Here is a 19,369-nt window from a genome sequence, read left to right on the forward strand (position 1 = left end):
GGCGGATCCCGTACCCATGTCGCCGGGCTGCCCCACGTCTGGGGCAGCCATTCAGAACCCGCGACCGCTCCCTACCTGCGACCGCGCACGTTCCAGCCGCTGCCGATGCCGGCCAGGTGGAGGGCGAGCACCATGAGGCCGAGCAACATGATGTTCGTCGAGGTGAAGGTGTCGTTCGTCGAGATGTCCGCGGCGTTGATCAGAAAGGAGATGAAGAACAGGACCGCGGAGATGATGGCGAGCATGTTGCTCATCCCTTCAGATTGACTGAGTCATGACGTTTGACTTGGTCATGACCTTCCGTACAGCCCGGTTGCCCCCAACTCTCCTTGACATGCCGGGAAATGAGTTGTTCGGCCAGTCGGACATCGTTCGAAAACTCTTGACGCTCCCGTGGGACGCGATTGACACTCTCGCAACACGACGTCACACCGCCGAAACGGCAGGGTGCTCACGGCCGAGGCCCCGCCATGCCTCTCGGTGGGGGCCCGCCATGTCTCAGCAGGGAACCCCACATGACGCACTTCGCACGTCCGCGCCTGCGCGCGAGACGCCGGGCGGGCCGCCTGGGCGGTCTGACCGCCGCGGCACTGCTCCTGGGCCTCACCGCACCCGTGCTCCCCGCCCATGCGGCGGACACCGCGGGCGTCTCCGACGGGCCCGCCCTCTGGTACAAGCTCGACGCCGCCTCCGGCAGCACCGTCCCGGACGCCTCCGGCCACGGCCGCAACGGCACCCTGAACGGCACCGCCGACTGGTCGAACCCGGGGCAGGGGCTGGCCTTCAACGGCTCCGACACCTACATCAAGGTGCCCGACGACGTCATGAAGGGCATGACCTCGATCAGCGTCTCCATGGACGTGCAGATCGACCCGGCACAGAGCACGCCGTACTTCCTCTACGGCTTCGGCAACTCCAGCGGCGGCACCGGCAACGGGTACCTGTTCGCCACCGGCAACTCCCTGCGCACCGCGATCGCGAGCGGCAACTGGTCGACCGAGCAGAACACGAGGCCCGACGACGCGCACAACCTGGCCCGCGGGGTGTGGAAGCAGCTCACCTACACCCAGACCGGCAGCACCGGCATCCTCTACGAGGACGGCGTCGAGGTCGGCCGCAACACGGCCGTCACCATCACGCCCGGCTCCATCGGCGCCGGCTCCACCACCGCCAACTACATAGGCAAGTCCGTCTACTCGGGCGACAAGCTCTTCAAGGGCCGCATCCGTGACTTCCGTGTCTACGACCGCGCCCTCAGCCCCGCCGAGGTCGACGAACTGACCCTGCCGATCGCGGCGGAGGGTGTCGCCGCCGACAAGGCCGCGCTGAGCCTCGGCGACACCAGCGCGGTCACGGCCGACCTGGTCCTCCCCAAGTCCGGCACGGCGGGCGGGTCGACGATCACCTGGGCCAGCGACCACCCCGACGTGGTGTCCGCCTCCGGGAAGGTGACCCGCCCCGCCGCCGGCGAGCCGGACGGCCACGCCACCCTCACGGCGACCCTGAAGAAGGGTTCCGCCACCGACACCAAGAGCTTCGAGGTCACGGTCCTGCCGGCCTTCGACGACCGGACGGCCACCGAGAAGGCGGCCGCGAACCTCGTCGTGCACACCGTCGACGACGTGCGCGGCAACCTCACCCTGCCGACGACCGGTGACTACGGCACGGCCGTCTCCTGGTCCTCCGCCGACAAGGAGGTGGTCGCGGACGACGGCGTGGTCCACCGCCCCGCGCACGGCGCCGGCGCCACGGCCGTCGAACTGACCGCCACCGTCACCAAGGGCGCGGCCACGGCGACCCGCACCTTCACCGCGAAGGTCGCCGAACTCCCGGCGAAGCAGGCCCTCAAGGGCTACATGTTCAGCTACTTCACCGGCGAGGGCACCTCGGACGGCGAACAGCTCTACGCCGCGCTCAGCAAGGGCGACGACCCGCTCAAGTGGCGGGAGCTGAACGACGGGAAGCCGGTCCTGACCTCCACGCTCGGCGAGAAGGGCCTGCGCGACCCGTTCATCATCCGCTCCCCCGAGGGCGACAAGTTCTACCAGATCGCCACCGACCTCAGGATCTACGGCAACGGCGACTGGGACGCGGCCCAGCGCACCGGCAGCAAGTCCATCATGGTCTGGGAGTCCACCGACCTGGTCCACTGGACGAACCAGCGGCTGGTCAGGATCTCCCCCGACAGCGCGGGCAACACCTGGGCGCCGGAGGCGTTCTACGACGCGCAGCGCGGCGAGTACGTGGTCTTCTGGGCGTCCAAGCTGTACGACAACGCAGGGCACTCGGGCGACACGTACAACCGCATGATGTACGCGACCACCCGTGACTTCTACACCTTCAGCGAGCCCAGGGTCTGGGTCGACCGCGGCTACTCGGTCATCGACTCCACGATGATCCAGCACGACGGCACCTACTACCGGCTGTCGAAGGACGAGCGGAACAACTCCTCCTCCACGCCCAACAGCAAGTTCATCTTCGAGGAGAAGAGCGACTCGATCCTCGGTTCGTGGACCCCGGTCGCCGAGGGCATCGGCAAGGGGACGATGAGCGCCGCCGAGGGCCCGCTGGTCTTCAAGTCGAACACCGAGGACAAGTGGTACGCCTTCCTCGACGAGTTCGGCGGTCGCGGCTACCTCCCGTTCGAGACGACGGACCTCGACTCCGGCGTCTGGACCCCGTCGACCGGGTACGACCTGCCCGCCAGACCCCGGCACGGCACCGTCCTGCCGGTCACCCAGGCCGAGTACGACCGGCTGCTGCGCGCCTACCAGCCCGACCGGCTCGTGGAGGGCGTCGAGGGCATCACGGTGACAACGCGCACCGGCGAGGCGCCGGTCCTGCCCGCCACCGTGATCGCCACGTACGCAGACGGAGTCAAGCGCCCCGTCGCGGTCGCCTGGGAGGACGTGCCGGCGTCGAAGTACGCCCAGCCCGGCACCTTCACGGTCACCGGAAGTCTCCCGGACGGCGCCGCGATCCCGGTCCGGGCCGAGGTCACCGTCTCCGCCGAGGGTCCCGACGTCCCGGCCGACCTGCTGCTGCACTACGGCTTCGACGAGACGTCCGGCAACATCGCGGTCGACTCCAGCGGTCACGGCTACCACGGCACCTACGTCGGCACGCCCGGCTTCGGCACCGGCGTCGAGGACGGCTCGTTCAAGATGTCCGGCGACTCCGGCTCGCCGTACGTGAGGATCCCGAACGGCGTGCTGAAGAACGCCGGCAGCGTGACCGTGTCGACGTACGCCAAGTGGAAGGGCGGCAGCAGCTTCCAGTGGCTGTTCGGGCTCGGCCCCGACAGCGACAGGTACCTGTTCGCCACCCCCTCCAACGGCGGCAACAGCCTCTACTCGGCCATCACGAAGGCGAGTTGGTCGGCGGAGTCGAAGCTGACGGCGGGCTCGCAGCTCACCCCGGGCCAGTGGAAGCACGTCACCGTGACCCTCGAGGGAGCGACCGGCCGGATGGTCCTCTACGTCGACGGTGTCGAGGCGGCCCGTACGACGACCACCATCAAGCCGTCCGAGCTCTACGACGCGAACAAGGACTACAGCGGCTACATCGGCAAGTCCCTGTACGCGGCCGACCCGTCCTTCGGCGGCGAGGTCGACGACTTCCGCATCTACGACCGCGCCCTGACCGCAGCCGAGGTCATGGAGCTCAGCGGCAACACCGCGGGCATCGCGAAGGCGACGCACCCGGCGCTGAAGGTCGATGCCATCGTGGACGACGCCGACGGCAAGGTCACGCTGCCCATGAAGGAGGGCACCGATCTCACCGCGCTGGCACCGGAGTTCACCCTCGCGCACGGAGCGGCGATCAGCCCGGCCTCCGGCAGCGTGCAGGACTTCAGCAAGCCGGTGACCTATGAGGTGACGGGGTCCGACGGCAAGAAGCGCACCTGGACGGTGTCGGCGCTCGTCATGAAGAGCCCGGTGCTGCCGGGCCTCAACGCCGACCCGAACATCGTGCGGTTCGGCGACACCTTCTACCTCTACCCGACCACCGACGGCTTCGATGGCTGGAGCGGTACGCAGTTCAAGGCGTACTCCTCCACCGACCTGGTCCACTGGAAGGACCACGGGGTCATCCTCGACCTCGGTCCCGACGTGTCCTGGGCGGACAGCAGGGCCTGGGCGCCGACGATCGCCGAGAAGGACGGCAAGTACTACTTCTACTTCTGCGCCGACGCCAACATCGGTGTCGCGGTGTCCGACTCGCCGACGGGTCCGTTCAAGGACGCGCTGGGTCAACCCCTGCTGAAGGCGGGCCAGTTCAGCGGCCAGATGATCGACCCTGCCGTGTTCACGGACGACGACGGGCAGTCGTACCTCTACTGGGGCAACGGGCACGCCTACGTGGCCCCGCTGAACGCCGACATGACCTCCGTCGACCTCACGAAGATGAAGGACATTACGCCCAGCGGCTACAACGAGGGCACGTTCGTCATCAAGCGCGGTGGCACCTACTACTTCATGTGGTCGGAGAACGACACCCGCGACGAGAACTACCGCGTCGCCTACGCCACCGGCCCCTCCCCCACCGGCCCCTGGACCAAGCGGGGCGTGATCCTGGAGAAGGACCTCTCCCTCGGCATCAAGGGCACCGGCCACCACTCGGTGGTCCATGTGCCGAACACCGACGACTGGTACATCGCCTACCACCGGTTCGCGATCCCCGGCGGTGACGGCACGCATCGCGAAACGACCGTCGACAAGCTGGAGTTCGACGCCGACGGCCTGATCAAGAAGGTCGTGCCCACGCTGACGAGCATCGACCCGGTGAGCATCGTGCACGCCGGCGCGGACGGCAGCGGCACCGAGGGCGGGGCGATCGCGCTGCACGGCACGATCTCCGGCGCGGGCAGCCCGAAGTGGACGGTCGAGAAGGGTGCTCCCTGCACCTTCGCCGACCCGAACGCGGCCGCCACGACGGTGACGTGTTCCGACAACGGCACCTTCAGGGTCACGCTGACCGGCGGCCGCAGCAGCGACACGGCGACGGTGAAGGTGGCCAACGCGGCACCGGTGGTCACCTCCGCCACGGGTCCGCAGTCCCCCGTGCAGCTCGGCAGGCCCACGGTCGTCATGGCCGCGTTCACCGACGCGGGTGCCGGTGACACGCACAGCTGCGTGGTCGACTGGAAGGACGGCAGCGCGCCGCGCTCCGGCACGGTCACCGCCTCGGGCTGCCGGGCCGAGTACACGTACGCCAAGGCCGGGGTCCGCCGTCCGGTGGTCACCGTGACCGACGACGACGGCGCCTCGGACAGCCGGACGCTTGCGGAGCTGGTCGTCTACGACCGTGCCGCCGGTCCGGTGCTCGGTGCCGGTGTCATCGGCTCCCCGGCCGGCGCCTACCCGGCCAGGCCGGCGCTGACGGGCCACGCCGCCTTCTCCTTCGCGGCGGCCTACCTGCCGGGACTCACGGCGCCGGTGGGCGAGGTCTCCTTCGACTTCGGCCCGGCCAAGCTGACGTTCCGCTCGACGGGGTCCGACTGGCTGGTGGTATCCGGCTCCCAGGCCGTCTACCAGGGGTCCGGCCGGGTCAACGGCAAGGACGGGTACGCCTTCCGGGTCACCGCCACCGATGCCCCGGACACCTTCCGCCTCCGCATCTGGAAGAAGGACGGCGGTGAGGTCGTCTACGACAACCTGACCGGTGCGAAGATCACCGGCCTCATCGCCGTCGGCAGCGGCCGGCGGTAGTCCCCCTCCACGGAGCCCCGTCGACAGCGTGTCCTGTCGACGGGGCTCTGCTTTTGCACGGGCTGACCTCTTAACGTCTGCGCAACCTCTTTCGCCCAGCACAGCGTCGTGGCATGCTCACCGCCCAACGCACTCATGAACATCGTTCACATCCATGAACACGCATGGGAAGGGCGATCCACATGAACGAGTTCAATGTCATGGGCATGACTAGACGGGCGGCGCTGGGAAGCGCCGTCGCCGTGGCCCTCACCACCGGGACCGCGTCCGCGGCCCAAGCGACGCCACTGTGGCGGGAGTACAGCCGCACCCCCTTCACCCACCCGCAGATCCCGTACGTCGGGCGAACCGGCTGCCACGCCGGGGCGGAACGCTTCCCCCGTCGGCGAGTCGTCGCCGACATCCGCGACTTCGGCGCCGTGGCGGACGGTTCCACCGACTCCGCTCCCGCGATCAACCGTGCCATCGCCGCCGCCGGGAGGGCCGGTGGCGGCACGGTCACCATCCCGCCGGGCACCTTCCGGATCGACGACGTCATCCGCGTGGACCGCTCGCACGTGACCCTGAAGGGCGCCGGCAGCAGCCGTACGACGCTGTACGCGACGAAGAACCTCACGGAGCTCATCGGCGCCTACGGCTCGCGCTACGGCGGGGACAAGTCGTCCTGGTCCTGGGCCGGAGGCCTGATCTGGCTGGCACCCAGGGCCCGTTGGGAGTCCCTCGTCGCGGCGATCCGGGCCAGGGCGTGGCCCTTCGAGGGCTGGACGGGCAACCGGCGCGACGAGTGGCGGACGCTCACGAGCATCGCTCCGGCCCGCCAGGGCGCCTGGAGGGTGCGGGTCGCCGACGCCTCCGCGCTGCGTCCGGGCGCCCTGGTCCTCCTGCGGCTCGCGGACGACGGTGACCACACCCTCCTGGAGCACATGTGCGGCGGCGGGCCGGGACCCGAAGCCTACTTCTGGGACGACAAGACGAAGCTGACGTCGTACGTCCCCTACGAGTGGCCCGTCCGCATCGCCCGCGTGCGCGGACGCGAGGTCACCCTCGAACGCCCTCTGCCGCTCGACCTTCGCCCGGAATGGCAGCCGCAACTGACGACGCACGTGCCCGAGTTGACCGGGTCGGGAGTCGAGGGCCTGACCCTGGAGGCGGTCGAGACCCCGCAGCAGCCGCATCTGCTGGACAAGGGGCACAACGGTGTCGCGCTCCAGTGCGCGTACGACTGCTGGGTCGACGACGTGACGGTCCGCCATGTCGACAACGGCTTCGGCCTGGTGGCCGCCTCCGCGTGCACTCTGCGCCGCACGCGGGTGGCGGGCCGGGGCTCCCATCACCCCTACTTCTGCCGTGAGGGTTCGCACGACAATCTCGTCGAGGACTTCACGATCGAGGAGCGCACCAGCCCGGCGCCCGCGGGCACCCAGCTGCACGGCATCAACGTCGAGGGGCTGTCGTCGTACAACGTCTGGTCGCGCGGGGACATGCGGATGGGCACCTTCGACAGCCATCGCGGTCTGCCCTTCGCCAATGTGCGCACCGACATCACCCTGAACAACGACGGCCGCCACGGCGGCGACGCCAGCGCGGGGCCCCTGTTCGGCGCCCGGTTCACCCACTGGAACGTCCGGGTCACCAACGGACGGGCGGGGCTGGTGAAGATCGACGGCCTGGCGCCGTACTCGGCGACCGTCGGCATCGACGAGGTCAGGGAGTTCGACCAGATCGACGTGCCCGACTTCGCAGGCGATCTGCACACGCGCCTGGAGCTGTACGGCAGTCCGGGGGCGGTGCGGCCGCGAAATCTGTACCAGGCCCAGCGCGGGCTCAAGGGGGTGGTCCGGTGAACGCGCGCTCCCGGTGGTTCGTGCTCCTGACGGCCCTTGCCGCGTTCACCTCGGGCCTCACGGCTCCTGTCGCGGCGCGGACCTCGGTTGCGGTCCCTGTCCCGGACACCACGGTCCTTGACGGCGCCCGTCTCCAGCACACCATGGAGCACCTGGGGGATCCTCAACTGCGTGCGGCGGTCCGGGCCTTGACGACCCGCGCGGACGCGTGGCTGGGCCAGGGCCCCTGGACGGTCGTCGACAAGCCCCGGCCCGCCCCCGGCGGCGATGTCCACGACTACCTCAGCCAGGCCCCGTACTGGTGGCCGTCGCAGTCCCCGACCTCCGACAACCCGTGGGGCTGCCCCTATGTGCAGCGCGACGGCGAGCGCAATCCCGAGGTCGACTCCGGGACCGACCGTCAGGACCTCGAGAAGACCTTCGACTCCGCCTACGACCTGTCCCTCGCCTGGTACTACACCGGCAGGAAGCAGTACGCCGAGAAGGCGGGGCAGGTGGTGCGCACCTGGTTCCTCGATCCGGCCACGCGGATGAACCCCCACCTGGAGCACGCCCAGTTCATCCCCTGCAAGTACGACGGCCGCGCCATCGGCATCATCGACTTCTCCCAGTCCTACACCAGCGTGATCGACGCGATCGCCCTCCTGAACACCGGTGCGCCGGGGTGGAGCCGGAAGGACCGCACCGGCATGGCGCGGTGGAACACCGCCTTCCTCGACTGGCTCAAGGACAGCGACTTCGGCAGGCAGGAGGGCGCCGCCGCCAACAACCACGGCACCTTCTACGACCTGCTGCTCGCCGGCCTCGCCTACGCGACCGGCGACAGGGCCCTGGCCCGCCGGACGGTCCTGGACGCCCGCAGCAGACGCATCGCACCGCAGATCGCGGCGGACGGCAGCCAGCCCCAGGAGCTGACCCGTACCCGGAGCTGGCACTACTCGACCTTCGACCTGGTCGCCTACACCCGGCTCGCGGCCATCGGCCGACACGTCGGCGTCGACCTGTGGGCCTATCAGGGCCCGGAAGGGCAGAGCCTGTCCAGGGCGGTGGACTATCTGCTGCCCGCCGCGACCGGAGCCGCCCCCTGGCCGCATCCGGAGCTGGAGTTCCTCCGCTACGCGGTCACCGACGTGGTGCACGCGGCCGCCGACGCGGGTGACGCACGGGCCCGCAGGGCTGTTCCACGGCTGGAGGCACCGCCCGGCGGTGACCTGTGGGCGCTGCGCCCGGCGGCGGAACAACTGGACTCCATCACGGGGTGAGGAGTGCCGGACGAGGAGCACCGGGTGAGCGATGCCGGTGACGAGTGCGTCAGGACGTCGACAGGTCGATAGCCTGGTCGACGTCCTGCGGCCGCAGCACCCGCAGGATGCCTTCGAGCAGGTAGTAGTCGGCGTACGGCAGCGAGATCTCGATCCCGTCCTCGTTCGGCCGGTTGCGGGTGCAGCGGGCGACGACCGCCTCCGCGCGGGCCGAGTTCCGCGTCAGACATGTCTCCGCCAGCGCGGTGAGCAGCCGCAGCGCCACGTCCCGGTAGGAGCCGCGCCCGCAGGCCGCGGACAGATCGAGCAGCCCGCAGGCCAGGATCGCGCCGGCCGAGGCGTCCTTGATGTCGTACGGCTGCTGCGGCGCCCGGTAGTCCCACACCGGGACGTGGTCCGCGCCGAGCGCCCCGATCGCGAAGTCGGCGAGTCTGCGGGCGGTGGTCAGGAACTCGCGGTTCCCGGTGCGCCGGTACATGGTGGTGAAGCCGTAGACACCCCAGGCCTGGCCGCGCGACCAGCACGAGGTGGGGCTGTAGCCCTGGACGGTGTCCGGGCCGACCGGTGCCCCGGTCTCCGGGTCGAAGTCGTAGACGTGCGGGGTCGAGCCGTCCGGGCGCGGGAAGACCCTCTGCACGGTCCTGGCGTGCTCCGTGGCGATCTCCAGGTATCTGCTGTCGCCGGTCTCCCGGCTCGCGAAGGCCAGGAGGTCGAGGTTCATCATCGTGTCGATGATGACCCGGCCCGCGTTCTTCGGATCGCTGAGCGCGCCCCATGCCCGGATGAAACGGCCGCGCGGGTTGTAGCGCCGGGTGAGGGAGTCGGCCGCCTGCACGGCACCCGCCCGCCAGGTCTCGTCGCCGGTCAGCCGCCAGGCGGTGACCCAGGAGGGGTAGAAGAGGAAGCCCAGGTCATGGGTGCCGGTGTCGTACTGACGAGGAGCCAGCCTCGCCGCGGACGCGAGGGCCCAGGTGCGGAAGTCGTCGTCCTTGCTGTGCAGCCAGGCCATCCACAGGGTGCCGGGCCAGAAGCCGCCGACCCAGTCGCCGTTCTGCGAGTAGGTCCACTTCTCGAACCTGGTGCCGACGGGGAAGGCGGTCACGGTCGGCGCGACCGCGTGGAGCTTCTCGACGGCGTAGTCGGCGGCCGCGCGCAGCCCGCGCAGGCCGGGTGCGGCGGCCACGGCCGGCGTCGCGGACGCTCCGGCCACTGCGGCACCGGTCGCGGTGGCCAGAACGGTGCGGCGGGAAACAGTCATGCTCACGCCTCCAACTCGGTCGGACGTCACGGGAGTTGGTCGAGCGTGACACGGCACAGGCACAGCTGTACACCCACGTGAGCGATGTTCAAGAGGGTGAACACGATCACGCGTTCACGTCCGTCACGGTCACCCGTTCTTGCGGCCGACCCCCGCGTACACCCAGAACTCCGACGGGTTCTCCGGGATGTCCTCCGCTGCGTCCGGGCGCCACAGGGGGACGTGGACCAGGCCCGGCTCCGTCAGGTCGAAGCCGGTGAAGAGAGCCCGGATCTCCTCGCGGGAGCGGACCGTGACCGGCGAGGTGGCGCGGGAACGGTACAGCTGGGTGACGGCGGCCGCCGTGTCCGGGCGGTCCTGGTCGGTCGCGTGGGACAGGGCCAGCCAGCTGCCCTCCGGCAGGGCGTCACGGAAGGCGGCGACGATCCCGGCCGGGTCCTCCTCCGGCGTGACGAAGTGCAGGATCGCCACCATGAGGACGGCGACCGGCTGATCGAAGTCGATCAGCTTGCGCACCTGCGGCGAGGACAGGACCTCGGCGGGGCGCCGGATGTCGGCGTCGACGATGTCGGCGTGCGGGTTGTCGGCGAGCAGGGTGGCGCTGTGGGCGACGGCCACCGGGTCCTTGTCGACGTAGACCACCCGGGCGCCCGGGCTCGCCGCCTGGGCCACCTCGTGGACGTTGCCCTGCGTCGGGATGCCCGAGCCGAGGTCGATGAACTGCCGCACCCCCGTCCCGGCCAGGTGGCGCACGGCACGGCCGAGGAAGGCGCGGTTGGCGCGGGCGAGCATCCGCACCTGGGGGTCGATGGCGGTGACGGCCGCCACGGCCTCGCGGTCGATGGCGAAGTTGTGCTCCCCACCCAGCATCGCGTCGTACATCCGGGCTACGCTCGCCTTGTCCGGATCGGCCCCTGGCGGCAGTGCATCCGAGTCGATCACCAGAACGTCCTTCCCCACCAAGGTACTTGACGTCTCATCATATAGTTGCGGTCGTAGGCCCGGCGATCATCGCTCCCCCACCGGGCGCCCGGACCCCCACCCGGAAAGGCCCCACGACCCTGCGGAACGAACCGCACAGATCCTCCGACGACACCCCCGCCACCGTGCCCGCGCCCCGCCGCTCGCCCTTCTCGCCGGCGGCCGACGTCATCGGCTCGGAACTCGACCTGGGGCTGACCGGCAGCCATGTCGTGCACGCGCTGACCCCCGGTTTCTGCGACGCGGCATCCCTGTACCTGCTGGAGCGGTGGCGCCGCGAGGAGACCACGTACGCCGGCGCGGACCCCGCCCAGATCGAAGCACGCAGGCTGGCCCTGCGGGTGGGCACCGACGCGCCCGAGTCCTGGGAGCGCACCCTGCCGGTCGGCGAGGTGCTCGTCTTCCCCCGTGCGACGCCGTACGCCCGTGCCCTGGTCGACGGACACGCCCAGCTGCTCGACTCGGTGGACGAGCACACCGCCGAGCGGCTCACCGTGTCCGCAGGCCAGGACGCGCGGATCGGCGAACTCCTCAAGACGCGCTCGTTCCTCGTGGTGCCGCTGCGGCTGCGGGGCGGGGCGATCGGCTTCGTCGCCTGCTCGCGCGGGCCGGAGCGGGGGCCGTTCCTGACCGCGGAGATCGCGGCCGTGGAGTCGCTGGCCGCCCGGGCCGCGGTCGCCCTGGACAACGCGCGCCGCTATGAGCACGAGCGCCGTACCGCGCTGGCCATCCGCAACAGCCTGCTGCCGGGCAGCATCCAGGAGGTCGAGGGCTGCCGGATCGCCCACGGGTCCCTGCCCGCGGGCCAGGGCTCGATCATCGGCGGCGACTGGTTCGACGTGCTCAGACGGCCGGGCGACCGGGTCAGCCTGATCGTCGGGGACGCGATGGGGCACGGCCCGGAATCGGCCGTGGCGATGATCCAGCTGCGCACCGCGGTGCGCACCCTGGCGGGTCTGGACATCCCCGCCGCCGATCTCGTACGACGGCTCGACGCGCTCGCCAGCGAGACCCCGGGCGCCTCCTTCGCGACCTGCATCTACGCCGAGTGGGACGCGCGGCACCGCACCTGCACCCTGGTGGGGGCCGGGCACCCGCCCCCGCTGCTGCGCGGCCCGGACGGCCGGACCGCCCCGGTCACCCTGGTCGGCGCGGGCCTGCCGCTGGGTCTCGGCGCGGGCAGCTACGAGCCGACCGTGCTGAGCGTCGAGGACCCGGCCCTGCTCGTGCTCTACAGCGACGGTCTGGTCGAGTCCCGGGACGCGGACATCGACCAGGAGATCGCCCGCCTCGCCGAGGCGCTCGACACGGCGGCCGCCGACCACGATCCGCTGCCCGCCCTGTGCCGACGGCTGCTGCACACCCCCTCCGACCCGGCCCGCTCGGACGACCGCACGCTGCTGCTCGCCGAACTCACCCCGGCGGCCCGTTAGTTCGGTGGTTCAGGCCGGCCGGTTCGGTGGTTCAGGCCGTCAGATTCGCCCAGACGGCGTTCCCGCCGGTGAGCCGGGAGCGGTCCACCCCCCAGGTCTCCGCGAGTTCCTCCACCAGGAACAGGCCCCGGCCGCCCTCGTCGTCGAGGGCCGCCCGGCAGCGGCGCAGTCTGCGGCGGGAGCGGTCGTGGTCGTGCACCTCCAGCCGGAGGATCCCCTCGGTGACCAGTCCGATGCCGCACAGGATGCGGGCGCTGAGGGTGTGGCACACGGCGTTGGTGGCCAGTTCCGACAGCAGCAGGACCGCATCGGAGCGCAGTTCGCCGGGCAGGCTCCAGGACTTGAGCCGGGTGCCGACCGAGCGGCGGGCGACCCCGACGCTGGAACGGTGCGCGGGAAGCTCGATCCAGTGGGTTCGTTCCTGGTCCACGGCGTCTAACAGCTGGGGGGACGAAGTCGTGTGGGGGGACACGGTGTTGGCCTTCCGTGGGAGGCAGCGCGGCCTGGCGAGACGCATCGGAGAGGTCGGGATCGGTGCCAACCGGCAGGAGGGTAGGGGCGGTTGACGTACGTCACTGTGCGCGCGTTCGGCGGCACGGGTCACACAGGCAATCATGCTCGCAATGAAGTTCAACCTGCAACCAGCTTCCTGATAATTTCAGAGAGCCGGTATCGGTCCGGTCGCGTCATCAAGTAGCAGCGGGACTTGTGCCGGTGACAGCCCCTCAGGAGGTCAGGACGTGAGCGAAGGCCGTACGGGCACGGGTGGCACCAGTGCCCCCACCGTGCTGCGCATGATCCTCGGCCGGCGTCTCCAGGAACGGCGGCAGGACGCGGGCAAGTCGCTGGACGACGCGGCCAAGGCGCTCAGAGTGACCTCGCTCACCATCCGCCGCCTGGAGAAGGCGGAGGTCGCGCTCAAGCCGCTGTACGTGGAGAAGCTGCTCGAGACCTACGGGGCCGAGCGGCAGGAGATCGACGAGTTCGTCGCCCTGGCCGAGCGGGCCAACGAGCCCGGCTGGTGGCACACCTACCGGCACGTGCTGCCGAACTGGTTCAGCGCCTACGTCAGTCTGGAGGCCGGGGCCAGGACCCTGCGCACCTACGAGCCGCACTACGTGACGGGACTGCTCCAGACCCGCGCGTACGCGCACGGCGTGCTGCGCGGCGGCTTCCCCCAGGAGGCCGACGAGGACCTGGGCAGACGGGTGGACCTGCGGCTGCGCCGCCAGGGTCTGCTGGAGAGACCCGACGCGCCCACGCTGTGGGTGGTGATGGAAGAGGCCGTACTGCACCGGGTGGTCGGCGGCCCCGAGGTCATGCGGGAGCAGATCGAACGGCTCCTGGAGGTCGCGGAGCTGGAGCACGTCAGTGTCGACGTGGTGCCGTTCACCGCCGGTGCCCATGTGGGCGCGTGCGCCCCGTTCACCTGCTTCCGCTTCGAGGAACCGGAGCTGCCGGACATCGTCTACACCGAGGTCCTCTCCGGCGCGATGTACCTGGACCAGCGCGCGGACGTGGTGGCCCATCTGGAGGCGCACAGCCGCATGTCCCTGCTGACCTCGGACGCGGACAGCAGGGCACTCCTGAACCGCATGCGCAAGGAGTACTCATGACCAGCACCGACTGTCACGTCTACAACGGGATGCCGGCCGCCGAACTCGGTGAGCAGGGCTGGGAGTCCCCGTGGAGCGGCCCCAACGGCGGCCAGTGCGTGCAGACCAAGCTCCTGGCCGACGGGCGGGTGGCGCTGCGGCAGTCGACCGATCCGGCCGGACCCGCACTGATCTACACCCCGCAGGAGATCGCCGCGTTCGTCGCGGGCGTCAAGCGGGGTCTCGCCGACCATCTGACGGCCGGCTGAGCCGGCTGCCCCACGACCCGAGCCGGACCTGCCCCGGCAGCGACCTGCCCGACACCCCCACGCACCCCACCTGAAAGGGACAGGATGACCAACTCCCACGCCGCGCGGGAGATCGACACCAGCCGGCCCCACTCCGCCCGGATGTACGACTACTACCTCGGCGGCAAGGACCACTTCGACGTCGACACGAAGGCGGCCGAGACCGTCGCGGCCACCTACCCCGGCATCTTCACGTGCGCCCGTGAGATCCGCGCCTTCATGCACCGGGCCACCCGGGTCCTCGCCCAGGAGTACGGCGTGCGCCAATGGCTGGACATCGGTACCGGCATCCCGACCGAGCCGAACCTGCACCAGGTCGCACAGTCCGTGGCACCCGACGCACGGGTCGTCTACGCCGACAACGACCCGCTGGTCCTCAAGTACGCCGAGCGCCTGATGCGCAACACTCCCGAGGGCCGCACCGCCTACGTGCAGGGCGACTTCACCGACCCCGAGGCGATCCTCGGCTCGCCCGAGCTGGCGAGGACCCTGGACCTCAACCGGCCGGTCGCCCTGTCGCTCAACGCCATCCTGCACTTCGTGCCGGACGACTGGGACCCGTACGGCACCGTCTCCCGTCTCCTGGACGCCCTGCCCTCGGGCAGCGCGCTGGCGGTGAGCCACTGCACGGGCGACTTCGCGCCGGAGCTGTGGGAGAGGCTCGTCGGCATCTACGCCGCCGCGGGCACCCGGGCCCAGGTGCGCAGCAAGGAGGAGGTGGCCCGTTTCTTCAAGGGCCTCGACCTGCTCGACCCGGGCATCTCCCTCACCCACCTCTGGCGCCAGGACGACCCGCAGGGCACGGCCCCGGAGCCGACGGACGCCGAGGTCAGCGCATGGGCCGGGGTGGGCATCAAGCCGTGACGTGGTGCGCTTTCGTGCCGTGACAAGATCCACGGCATGAGCAACGAAGAGCGGGAGCGGCCCGTCGCCCTGGTCACCGGGTCCACGTCCGGGATCGGGGAGGCCGTCGCACGGCGCCTCGCGGCGGACGGCACACGAGTCGTCGTGCACTCGCGGCGCAGCGCGGCGGCCGGGCAGGCGCTGGCCGCGGAGCTCGGCGGCGCCTACCTCCAGGCGGACCTGGGGGTGGAGGAAGAGGCCCGTGGGCTGGTCGAGACGGCCCTGGGCCGGTTCGGCCGGCTGGACGTGCTGGTGAACAACGCGGGCATCAGTTGGCCGATCCCGCACGCGGACCTGGCGGCGGCGACGCCGGCGGACTGGCGGCAGCTGCTGGAGGTCAACCTCATCGCGCCCTGGGTGCTGTGCACGACGGCCCTTCCGGCCCTGCGCCGGTCCCCGGGCGGCGGCAGCATCGTCAACATCACCAGCCATGCCGGTGTACGGCCCAAGGGGTCCTCGGTGCCGTACGCGGCGAGCAAGGCCGCGCTGAACCACGTGACCCGGCTGCTCGCGGCCGCGCTCGGCCCCGACGTCCGGGTGAACGCGGTGGCCCCCGGCCTGGTGGACACCCCGATGACGAAGGACTGGGCCGAGGCGCACGACCTGTGGCGCGACCGCGCCCCGATGCACCGACCGGCCCGGCCGTCCGACGTGGCCGACCTGGTGGCCTCGGTGATCGCCAGCGGCTACCTCACCGGTGAGGTCATCGTGCTGGACGGCGGCCTGAACCTGACCTGAGGACGGACAGCCGGGTTTCCGCCTCCGGCCAGCGCAGGCGCTCCCGGACGTGCACCGGTCCGTCAGCGGGTGTCGGGGTCCCGTCGGAATGCCTGCGCGATCGTCGCGTACTGCGAGGCGATCTCCAGCTGCCGACTGCTGTTGATCGCCGACTCGTCGTGCTCGGCCCTGGCGAGGAAGGCGCGCGCCCGCTGGAGGCAGTAGCGCCGGACCTCCTCGTCACGGGCGTTGTCCAGGTCGAGGTCGTCGAGGGCGGCCGCCTGGGTGTAGGCGGCGCGGTTCCATGGGCGGTCCTTGGGCATGACCGGCCTCCTGCGGGCGTCGGTGATCGTGCGGGACGAAATCGTGTGTCATGTGAAACCAATGCGTCTTCTCGGCTCGTCCTCCCCACCGACCACACCGCGCGGGGCCAAGTCGGGCTTCGCGCGCCGTAGTTCAGGGGGAACATCATGACCGTACGCCTGGCCGGTTCCGCTCGTCCCGGAACCCGCGCCGCCGCCGTCGTCACGACCGCCGTGCTCACCGCGGCCGCGCTCTGGTCCACCGCCGCTCCCGCCTCCGCGATCAAGGGCGGCGGCCCGACCACCACCGCGGCGCGGCCGTACGCCATGCTGATCGAGCTCGACGGCAACCAGTTCTGCGGTGGCTCGCTGATCGCGCCCACCAAGGTCCTCACCGCCGCCCACTGCGTGATGAACGCCGGTGACGTGTCCGCGCTGCGGGTCATCGGAGGCCGCACCCAGGTGGACGGCACCGGCGGAACCGAGCGGAAGATCGCGTCCTACCGGCTGGACTCCCGGTACGGCAACCCCGGTTCCGCCTACGACGCCGCCGTCCTCACCCTGAACCGGCCGATGCCGTACCGGACCGTCCCGGTGGCCGGGCCCAAGGACGCCGAGTTGGCGGCCGACGGCCGGACGGCCACCGTGGCCGGATGGGGACGCACCGGGCCCGGCGAGACCGGCACCCGGCTCAAGCAGGCCAAGCTGGTCCTGTCGCCCCTCGCCGACTGCCAGCCCTACACCGAGCCCGACACCGACCCCGCGGCGATGCTGTGCGGCATGCCGCGCCCGGGCACGACGGACAGCATCTGCCCCGGCGACTCGGGCGGTCCGCTGATCAGCGGGGGCAAGGTCGTGGGCATCGTGTCGTCCGGCAACAAGTACTGCGACGAGCAGTACCCGGTGTCGGTCTTCGTCCGCGCCGACTCGGTCGTCGCCGACCTGGGCATCCCCACCCGCTGATCTGACCAGGCGTCACAGGAGTTCCGGGCGCCGCCACTTCTCGCCCAGGACGTGGTGGTCCAGGAAGTTGAGGACCGTCTCGTAGAGGAGCCTCAACTGGCCCGGGGCCTCGACGCCGTGGGACTCGTCGGGGAAGTACAGGAACGCGGTGGCCACGCCCCGGCGTTGCAGCTCGTGGTAGAGCTCCCGGGACTGGGCCTCGGGCACCCGGGCGTCCGCTCCGCCGTGCACGATCAGCAACGGCGTCCTCAGCTCCGCCGCGTCGAGGTGGGGCGAGTCGGCCTCGTAGCGCTCGCGGCGGACGCGGGGGTCGCCGAAGATCTTCCGGAAGTACGCGTGCATGTCGGTGGCGGCCTGGAGGGACTCCAGGTTCCACAGTCCGGAGTGGGAGACCAGCGCCTTGAAGCGGTCGGTGCGGGTGGCCGTCCGGTTGGCGAGGTAACCGCCGTAGGACCAGCCCGCGAGGGCCGTCCGGTGCGGGTCGAGGTCCGCGCGGGCCAGTGCGGCGTCGGTGAGCGCCATGACGTCGCGGTAGGGGCGGCCGCCGAAGTCGCCGCGTCCGCGTTCCTGCATGCGCTGCCCGTACCCGGAGGACAGGGCCGGGTCGGGCAGCAGCACGCCGTAGCCCCGGGCGGCGAACGGCCAGGGGTTCCAGAGCCAGGGCCAGTCGCTCCAGGAGCCCTGGGGCCCGCCGTGGGCCAGCACGAGGAGCGGCGCCGGGTGCTCGGCCGTGGCCCCGTCGGGCAGGACGAGCCAGCCGCGCAGGGCGAAGCCGTCGTCCCCCGTCGCGTGCACCTCGGTCAGCGTGCCGGGCAGCGGGCCGAGGTCACCCGGCGTTGCGACGGGGTCGGGCTCCTGGTCTGCCTCGGCCGCGTTCAGTCGGACCACGTGCGGGGCGCTGTCGAGGGTGCTGCGCAGGGCGTAGAGGGTGGAGCCGTCGGGCGTCACGCACAGGGAGCTGTAGGCGCCGGAGGCGGTCAGGCGGGTGACCGTGCCGTCCGGGGCACGGCGGAAGACCGGTCGCCGGCCCTGTTCGTCGCCGGTGAACCACAGCGTGGTGTCGCCGGGGACGGGTGAGCAGATCGCGATTCCCGGCCAGGGCCAGTTGTCGAAGTCCGGCAGGAGATCGGTCTCTTCACCGGACACGGGGTCGAAGGCGACGAGGGTGACCTGCCACTCGGAGTCGTACGTCTCCTCCTCCAGGCGCTGGCAGATCAGGCGGGTGCCGTCGGCGGTGAACACCGGGCTGTAGTACTGGTGGCCGGGGCGGGACAGGGCGTGGTGCCGCTCCCCGGTGCGGGCGTCGGCTATGACCACGGTGTTCGTGTCGGGGGCGGCCACCGTGGGGGCCCGGGTGCAGGCGACCAGGGTCCCGTCGGGCGAGAGGGCCATGTCCCCGCCGCCTTCGATGCCTTGGCCCTGGCCGCCCACGTCGACCGGTTCGGCCTGCCCCGTGCGCACGAAGGTGTGGGGTTCGGCGGGGCCGAGCTCGACCCCGCCGCCGCCCGGGGCCACCTCGTACAGGACGGCGCCGACTCCGGCGTGGCGCCGCCGCCGCAGGAGGTCGGCGTGGGTGCGAGCGTCGTCGGCGCCGGGCAGGAGGGCTGCCGTCCAAGCGAGGGTGGCAGCGTGGGCAGCGGCGGTGAACGCCGTTATCCCGCCCGGGTGATGGGCGATCCGCTCGGCCTCACCGCGCGCGGAGAGCGACCAGAGGGACGGCCCCGGCTCCTCCCCGGATTCGCCGGAGTCACGGCCGGAGAGGACCAGCAGGGTGCCGTCCGCGGTGAACGCGGGGGCGAAGTCGTGCTGTTGGGAGCCGGGCACCCTGCGAGGGTCCTTCTCGCCCTCAGGATCCACCTCCCACAACTCGGACGTGTACCGGGATCCCCCGTCGTCGAGGACCTGCACGGAGAGGATCAGGCGAGTGCCGTCCGGCGCCAGTGCCAGGCCGGTCGGACGCGGCTGTGCGACGAGGCGGTCGTGGAGGGTGCGCGGTCCGTTGATCATGGTGGGCATTCTGTCCGGGCAGGGCGATCACCGCACCCGGTTTGTGCACGTGCACAGTCAGATGCGCATTCGTGGACCTCTACAG

Annotated in this window: 15 protein-coding genes; 9 read left to right on the forward strand and 6 right to left on the reverse strand. The window is 71.0% G+C overall.

Annotated elements, in window-relative coordinates; genetic code table 11:
* Nucleotides 1-71: 71 nt before the first annotated feature.
* Nucleotides 72-254, reverse strand: coding sequence for a hypothetical protein (locus IF54_RS39900; protein WP_037820908.1), 183 nt, complete (start codon nucleotides 252-254; stop codon nucleotides 72-74).
* A 261-nt stretch (nucleotides 255-515) separates the two neighbouring features.
* Between IF54_RS39900 and IF54_RS0131810 the strand changes: the two genes are divergently transcribed.
* The 3 genes from IF54_RS0131810 (at nucleotide 516) to IF54_RS0131820 (ending at nucleotide 8,817) form a co-directional block, all read left to right on the forward strand.
* Nucleotides 516-5,711 (forward strand): family 43 glycosylhydrolase, encoded by a 5,196-nt coding sequence (locus IF54_RS0131810; protein ID WP_030325063.1) that lies wholly within the window; start codon nucleotides 516-518, stop codon nucleotides 5,709-5,711.
* A 200-nt stretch (nucleotides 5,712-5,911) separates the two neighbouring features.
* Complete coding sequence (locus IF54_RS0131815; RefSeq protein WP_030325064.1) at nucleotides 5,912-7,555, forward strand: glycosyl hydrolase family 28-related protein; 1,644 nt, start codon at nucleotides 5,912-5,914, stop codon at nucleotides 7,553-7,555.
* A complete protein-coding gene (locus IF54_RS0131820; protein WP_030325065.1) occupies nucleotides 7,552-8,817 on the forward strand; it encodes an alginate lyase family protein in 1,266 nt (421 codons plus the stop codon). Before IF54_RS0131815 ends, IF54_RS0131820 begins: the two co-directional genes overlap by 4 nt.
* A 49-nt stretch (nucleotides 8,818-8,866) precedes the next feature.
* Here the strand turns inward: IF54_RS0131820 and IF54_RS0131825 are convergent, their stop codons facing one another.
* The gene (locus IF54_RS0131825; RefSeq protein WP_030325068.1) at nucleotides 8,867-10,075 is read right to left on the reverse strand and encodes a glycoside hydrolase family 88 protein; all 1,209 of its coding nucleotides are present in this window, start codon (nucleotides 10,073-10,075) and stop codon (nucleotides 8,867-8,869) included.
* Between the two features lie 129 nt (nucleotides 10,076-10,204).
* Nucleotides 10,205-11,017, reverse strand: coding sequence for an SAM-dependent methyltransferase (locus IF54_RS0131830; RefSeq protein ID WP_030325070.1), 813 nt, complete (start codon nucleotides 11,015-11,017; stop codon nucleotides 10,205-10,207).
* A gap of 164 nt (nucleotides 11,018-11,181) precedes the next feature.
* Here IF54_RS0131830 and IF54_RS0131835 point away from each other — a divergent pair, with 164 nt between their 5' ends.
* Entirely contained in the window at nucleotides 11,182-12,489 is a 1,308-nt protein-coding gene (locus IF54_RS0131835) for a PP2C family protein-serine/threonine phosphatase (RefSeq protein WP_030325072.1), read from the forward strand.
* A 31-nt stretch (nucleotides 12,490-12,520) separates the two neighbouring features.
* On the opposite strand, the gene IF54_RS0131840 is transcribed toward IF54_RS0131835, so the two are convergent.
* Entirely contained in the window at nucleotides 12,521-12,919 is a 399-nt protein-coding gene (locus tag IF54_RS0131840; RefSeq protein WP_037820910.1) for an ATP-binding protein, read from the reverse strand.
* 310 nt (nucleotides 12,920-13,229) lie between these two features.
* Between IF54_RS0131840 and IF54_RS0131845 the strand changes: the two genes are divergently transcribed.
* From IF54_RS0131845 to IF54_RS0131860, 4 genes are all read left to right on the forward strand, one after another.
* Nucleotides 13,230-14,105 carry a helix-turn-helix domain-containing protein gene (locus IF54_RS0131845; RefSeq protein WP_030325076.1) on the forward strand — a complete coding sequence of 292 codons (876 nt, stop codon included), beginning with the start codon at nucleotides 13,230-13,232 and terminating at the stop codon, nucleotides 14,103-14,105.
* Nucleotides 14,102-14,353 carry a DUF397 domain-containing protein gene (locus tag IF54_RS0131850; protein WP_020138266.1) on the forward strand — a complete coding sequence of 84 codons (252 nt, stop codon included), beginning with the start codon at nucleotides 14,102-14,104 and terminating at the stop codon, nucleotides 14,351-14,353. Before IF54_RS0131845 ends, IF54_RS0131850 begins: the two co-directional genes overlap by 4 nt.
* Before the next feature lie 84 nt (nucleotides 14,354-14,437).
* Nucleotides 14,438-15,256 carry an SAM-dependent methyltransferase gene (locus IF54_RS0131855; RefSeq protein ID WP_030325078.1) on the forward strand — a complete coding sequence of 273 codons (819 nt, stop codon included), beginning with the start codon at nucleotides 14,438-14,440 and terminating at the stop codon, nucleotides 15,254-15,256.
* 36 nt (nucleotides 15,257-15,292) lie between these two features.
* Nucleotides 15,293-16,033, forward strand: a complete 741-nt coding sequence (locus tag IF54_RS0131860) for an SDR family NAD(P)-dependent oxidoreductase (protein WP_030325080.1) — start codon at nucleotides 15,293-15,295, stop codon at nucleotides 16,031-16,033.
* Between the two features lie 62 nt (nucleotides 16,034-16,095).
* Here IF54_RS0131860 and IF54_RS0131865 read toward each other — a convergent pair whose 3' ends face one another.
* Complete coding sequence (locus IF54_RS0131865) at nucleotides 16,096-16,335, reverse strand: hypothetical protein (RefSeq protein ID WP_030325082.1); 240 nt, start codon at nucleotides 16,333-16,335, stop codon at nucleotides 16,096-16,098.
* A gap of 147 nt (nucleotides 16,336-16,482) precedes the next feature.
* Here IF54_RS0131865 and IF54_RS0131870 point away from each other — a divergent pair, with 147 nt between their 5' ends.
* The gene (locus IF54_RS0131870) at nucleotides 16,483-17,277 is read left to right on the forward strand and encodes a S1 family peptidase (RefSeq protein WP_030325083.1); all 795 of its coding nucleotides are present in this window, start codon (nucleotides 16,483-16,485) and stop codon (nucleotides 17,275-17,277) included.
* A 12-nt stretch (nucleotides 17,278-17,289) separates the two neighbouring features.
* On the opposite strand, the gene IF54_RS0131875 is transcribed toward IF54_RS0131870, so the two are convergent.
* On the reverse strand, nucleotides 17,290-19,284 hold the full coding sequence (locus tag IF54_RS0131875; RefSeq protein WP_030325086.1) for an alpha/beta fold hydrolase: 1,995 nt from the start codon (nucleotides 19,282-19,284) through the stop codon (nucleotides 17,290-17,292).
* Nucleotides 19,285-19,369 lie beyond the last annotated feature (85 nt).

It is taken from the genome of Streptomyces sp. NRRL B-3229 (assembly GCF_000719505.1).
GTDB lineage: Bacteria > Actinomycetota > Actinomycetes > Streptomycetales > Streptomycetaceae > Streptomyces > Streptomyces griseorubiginosus.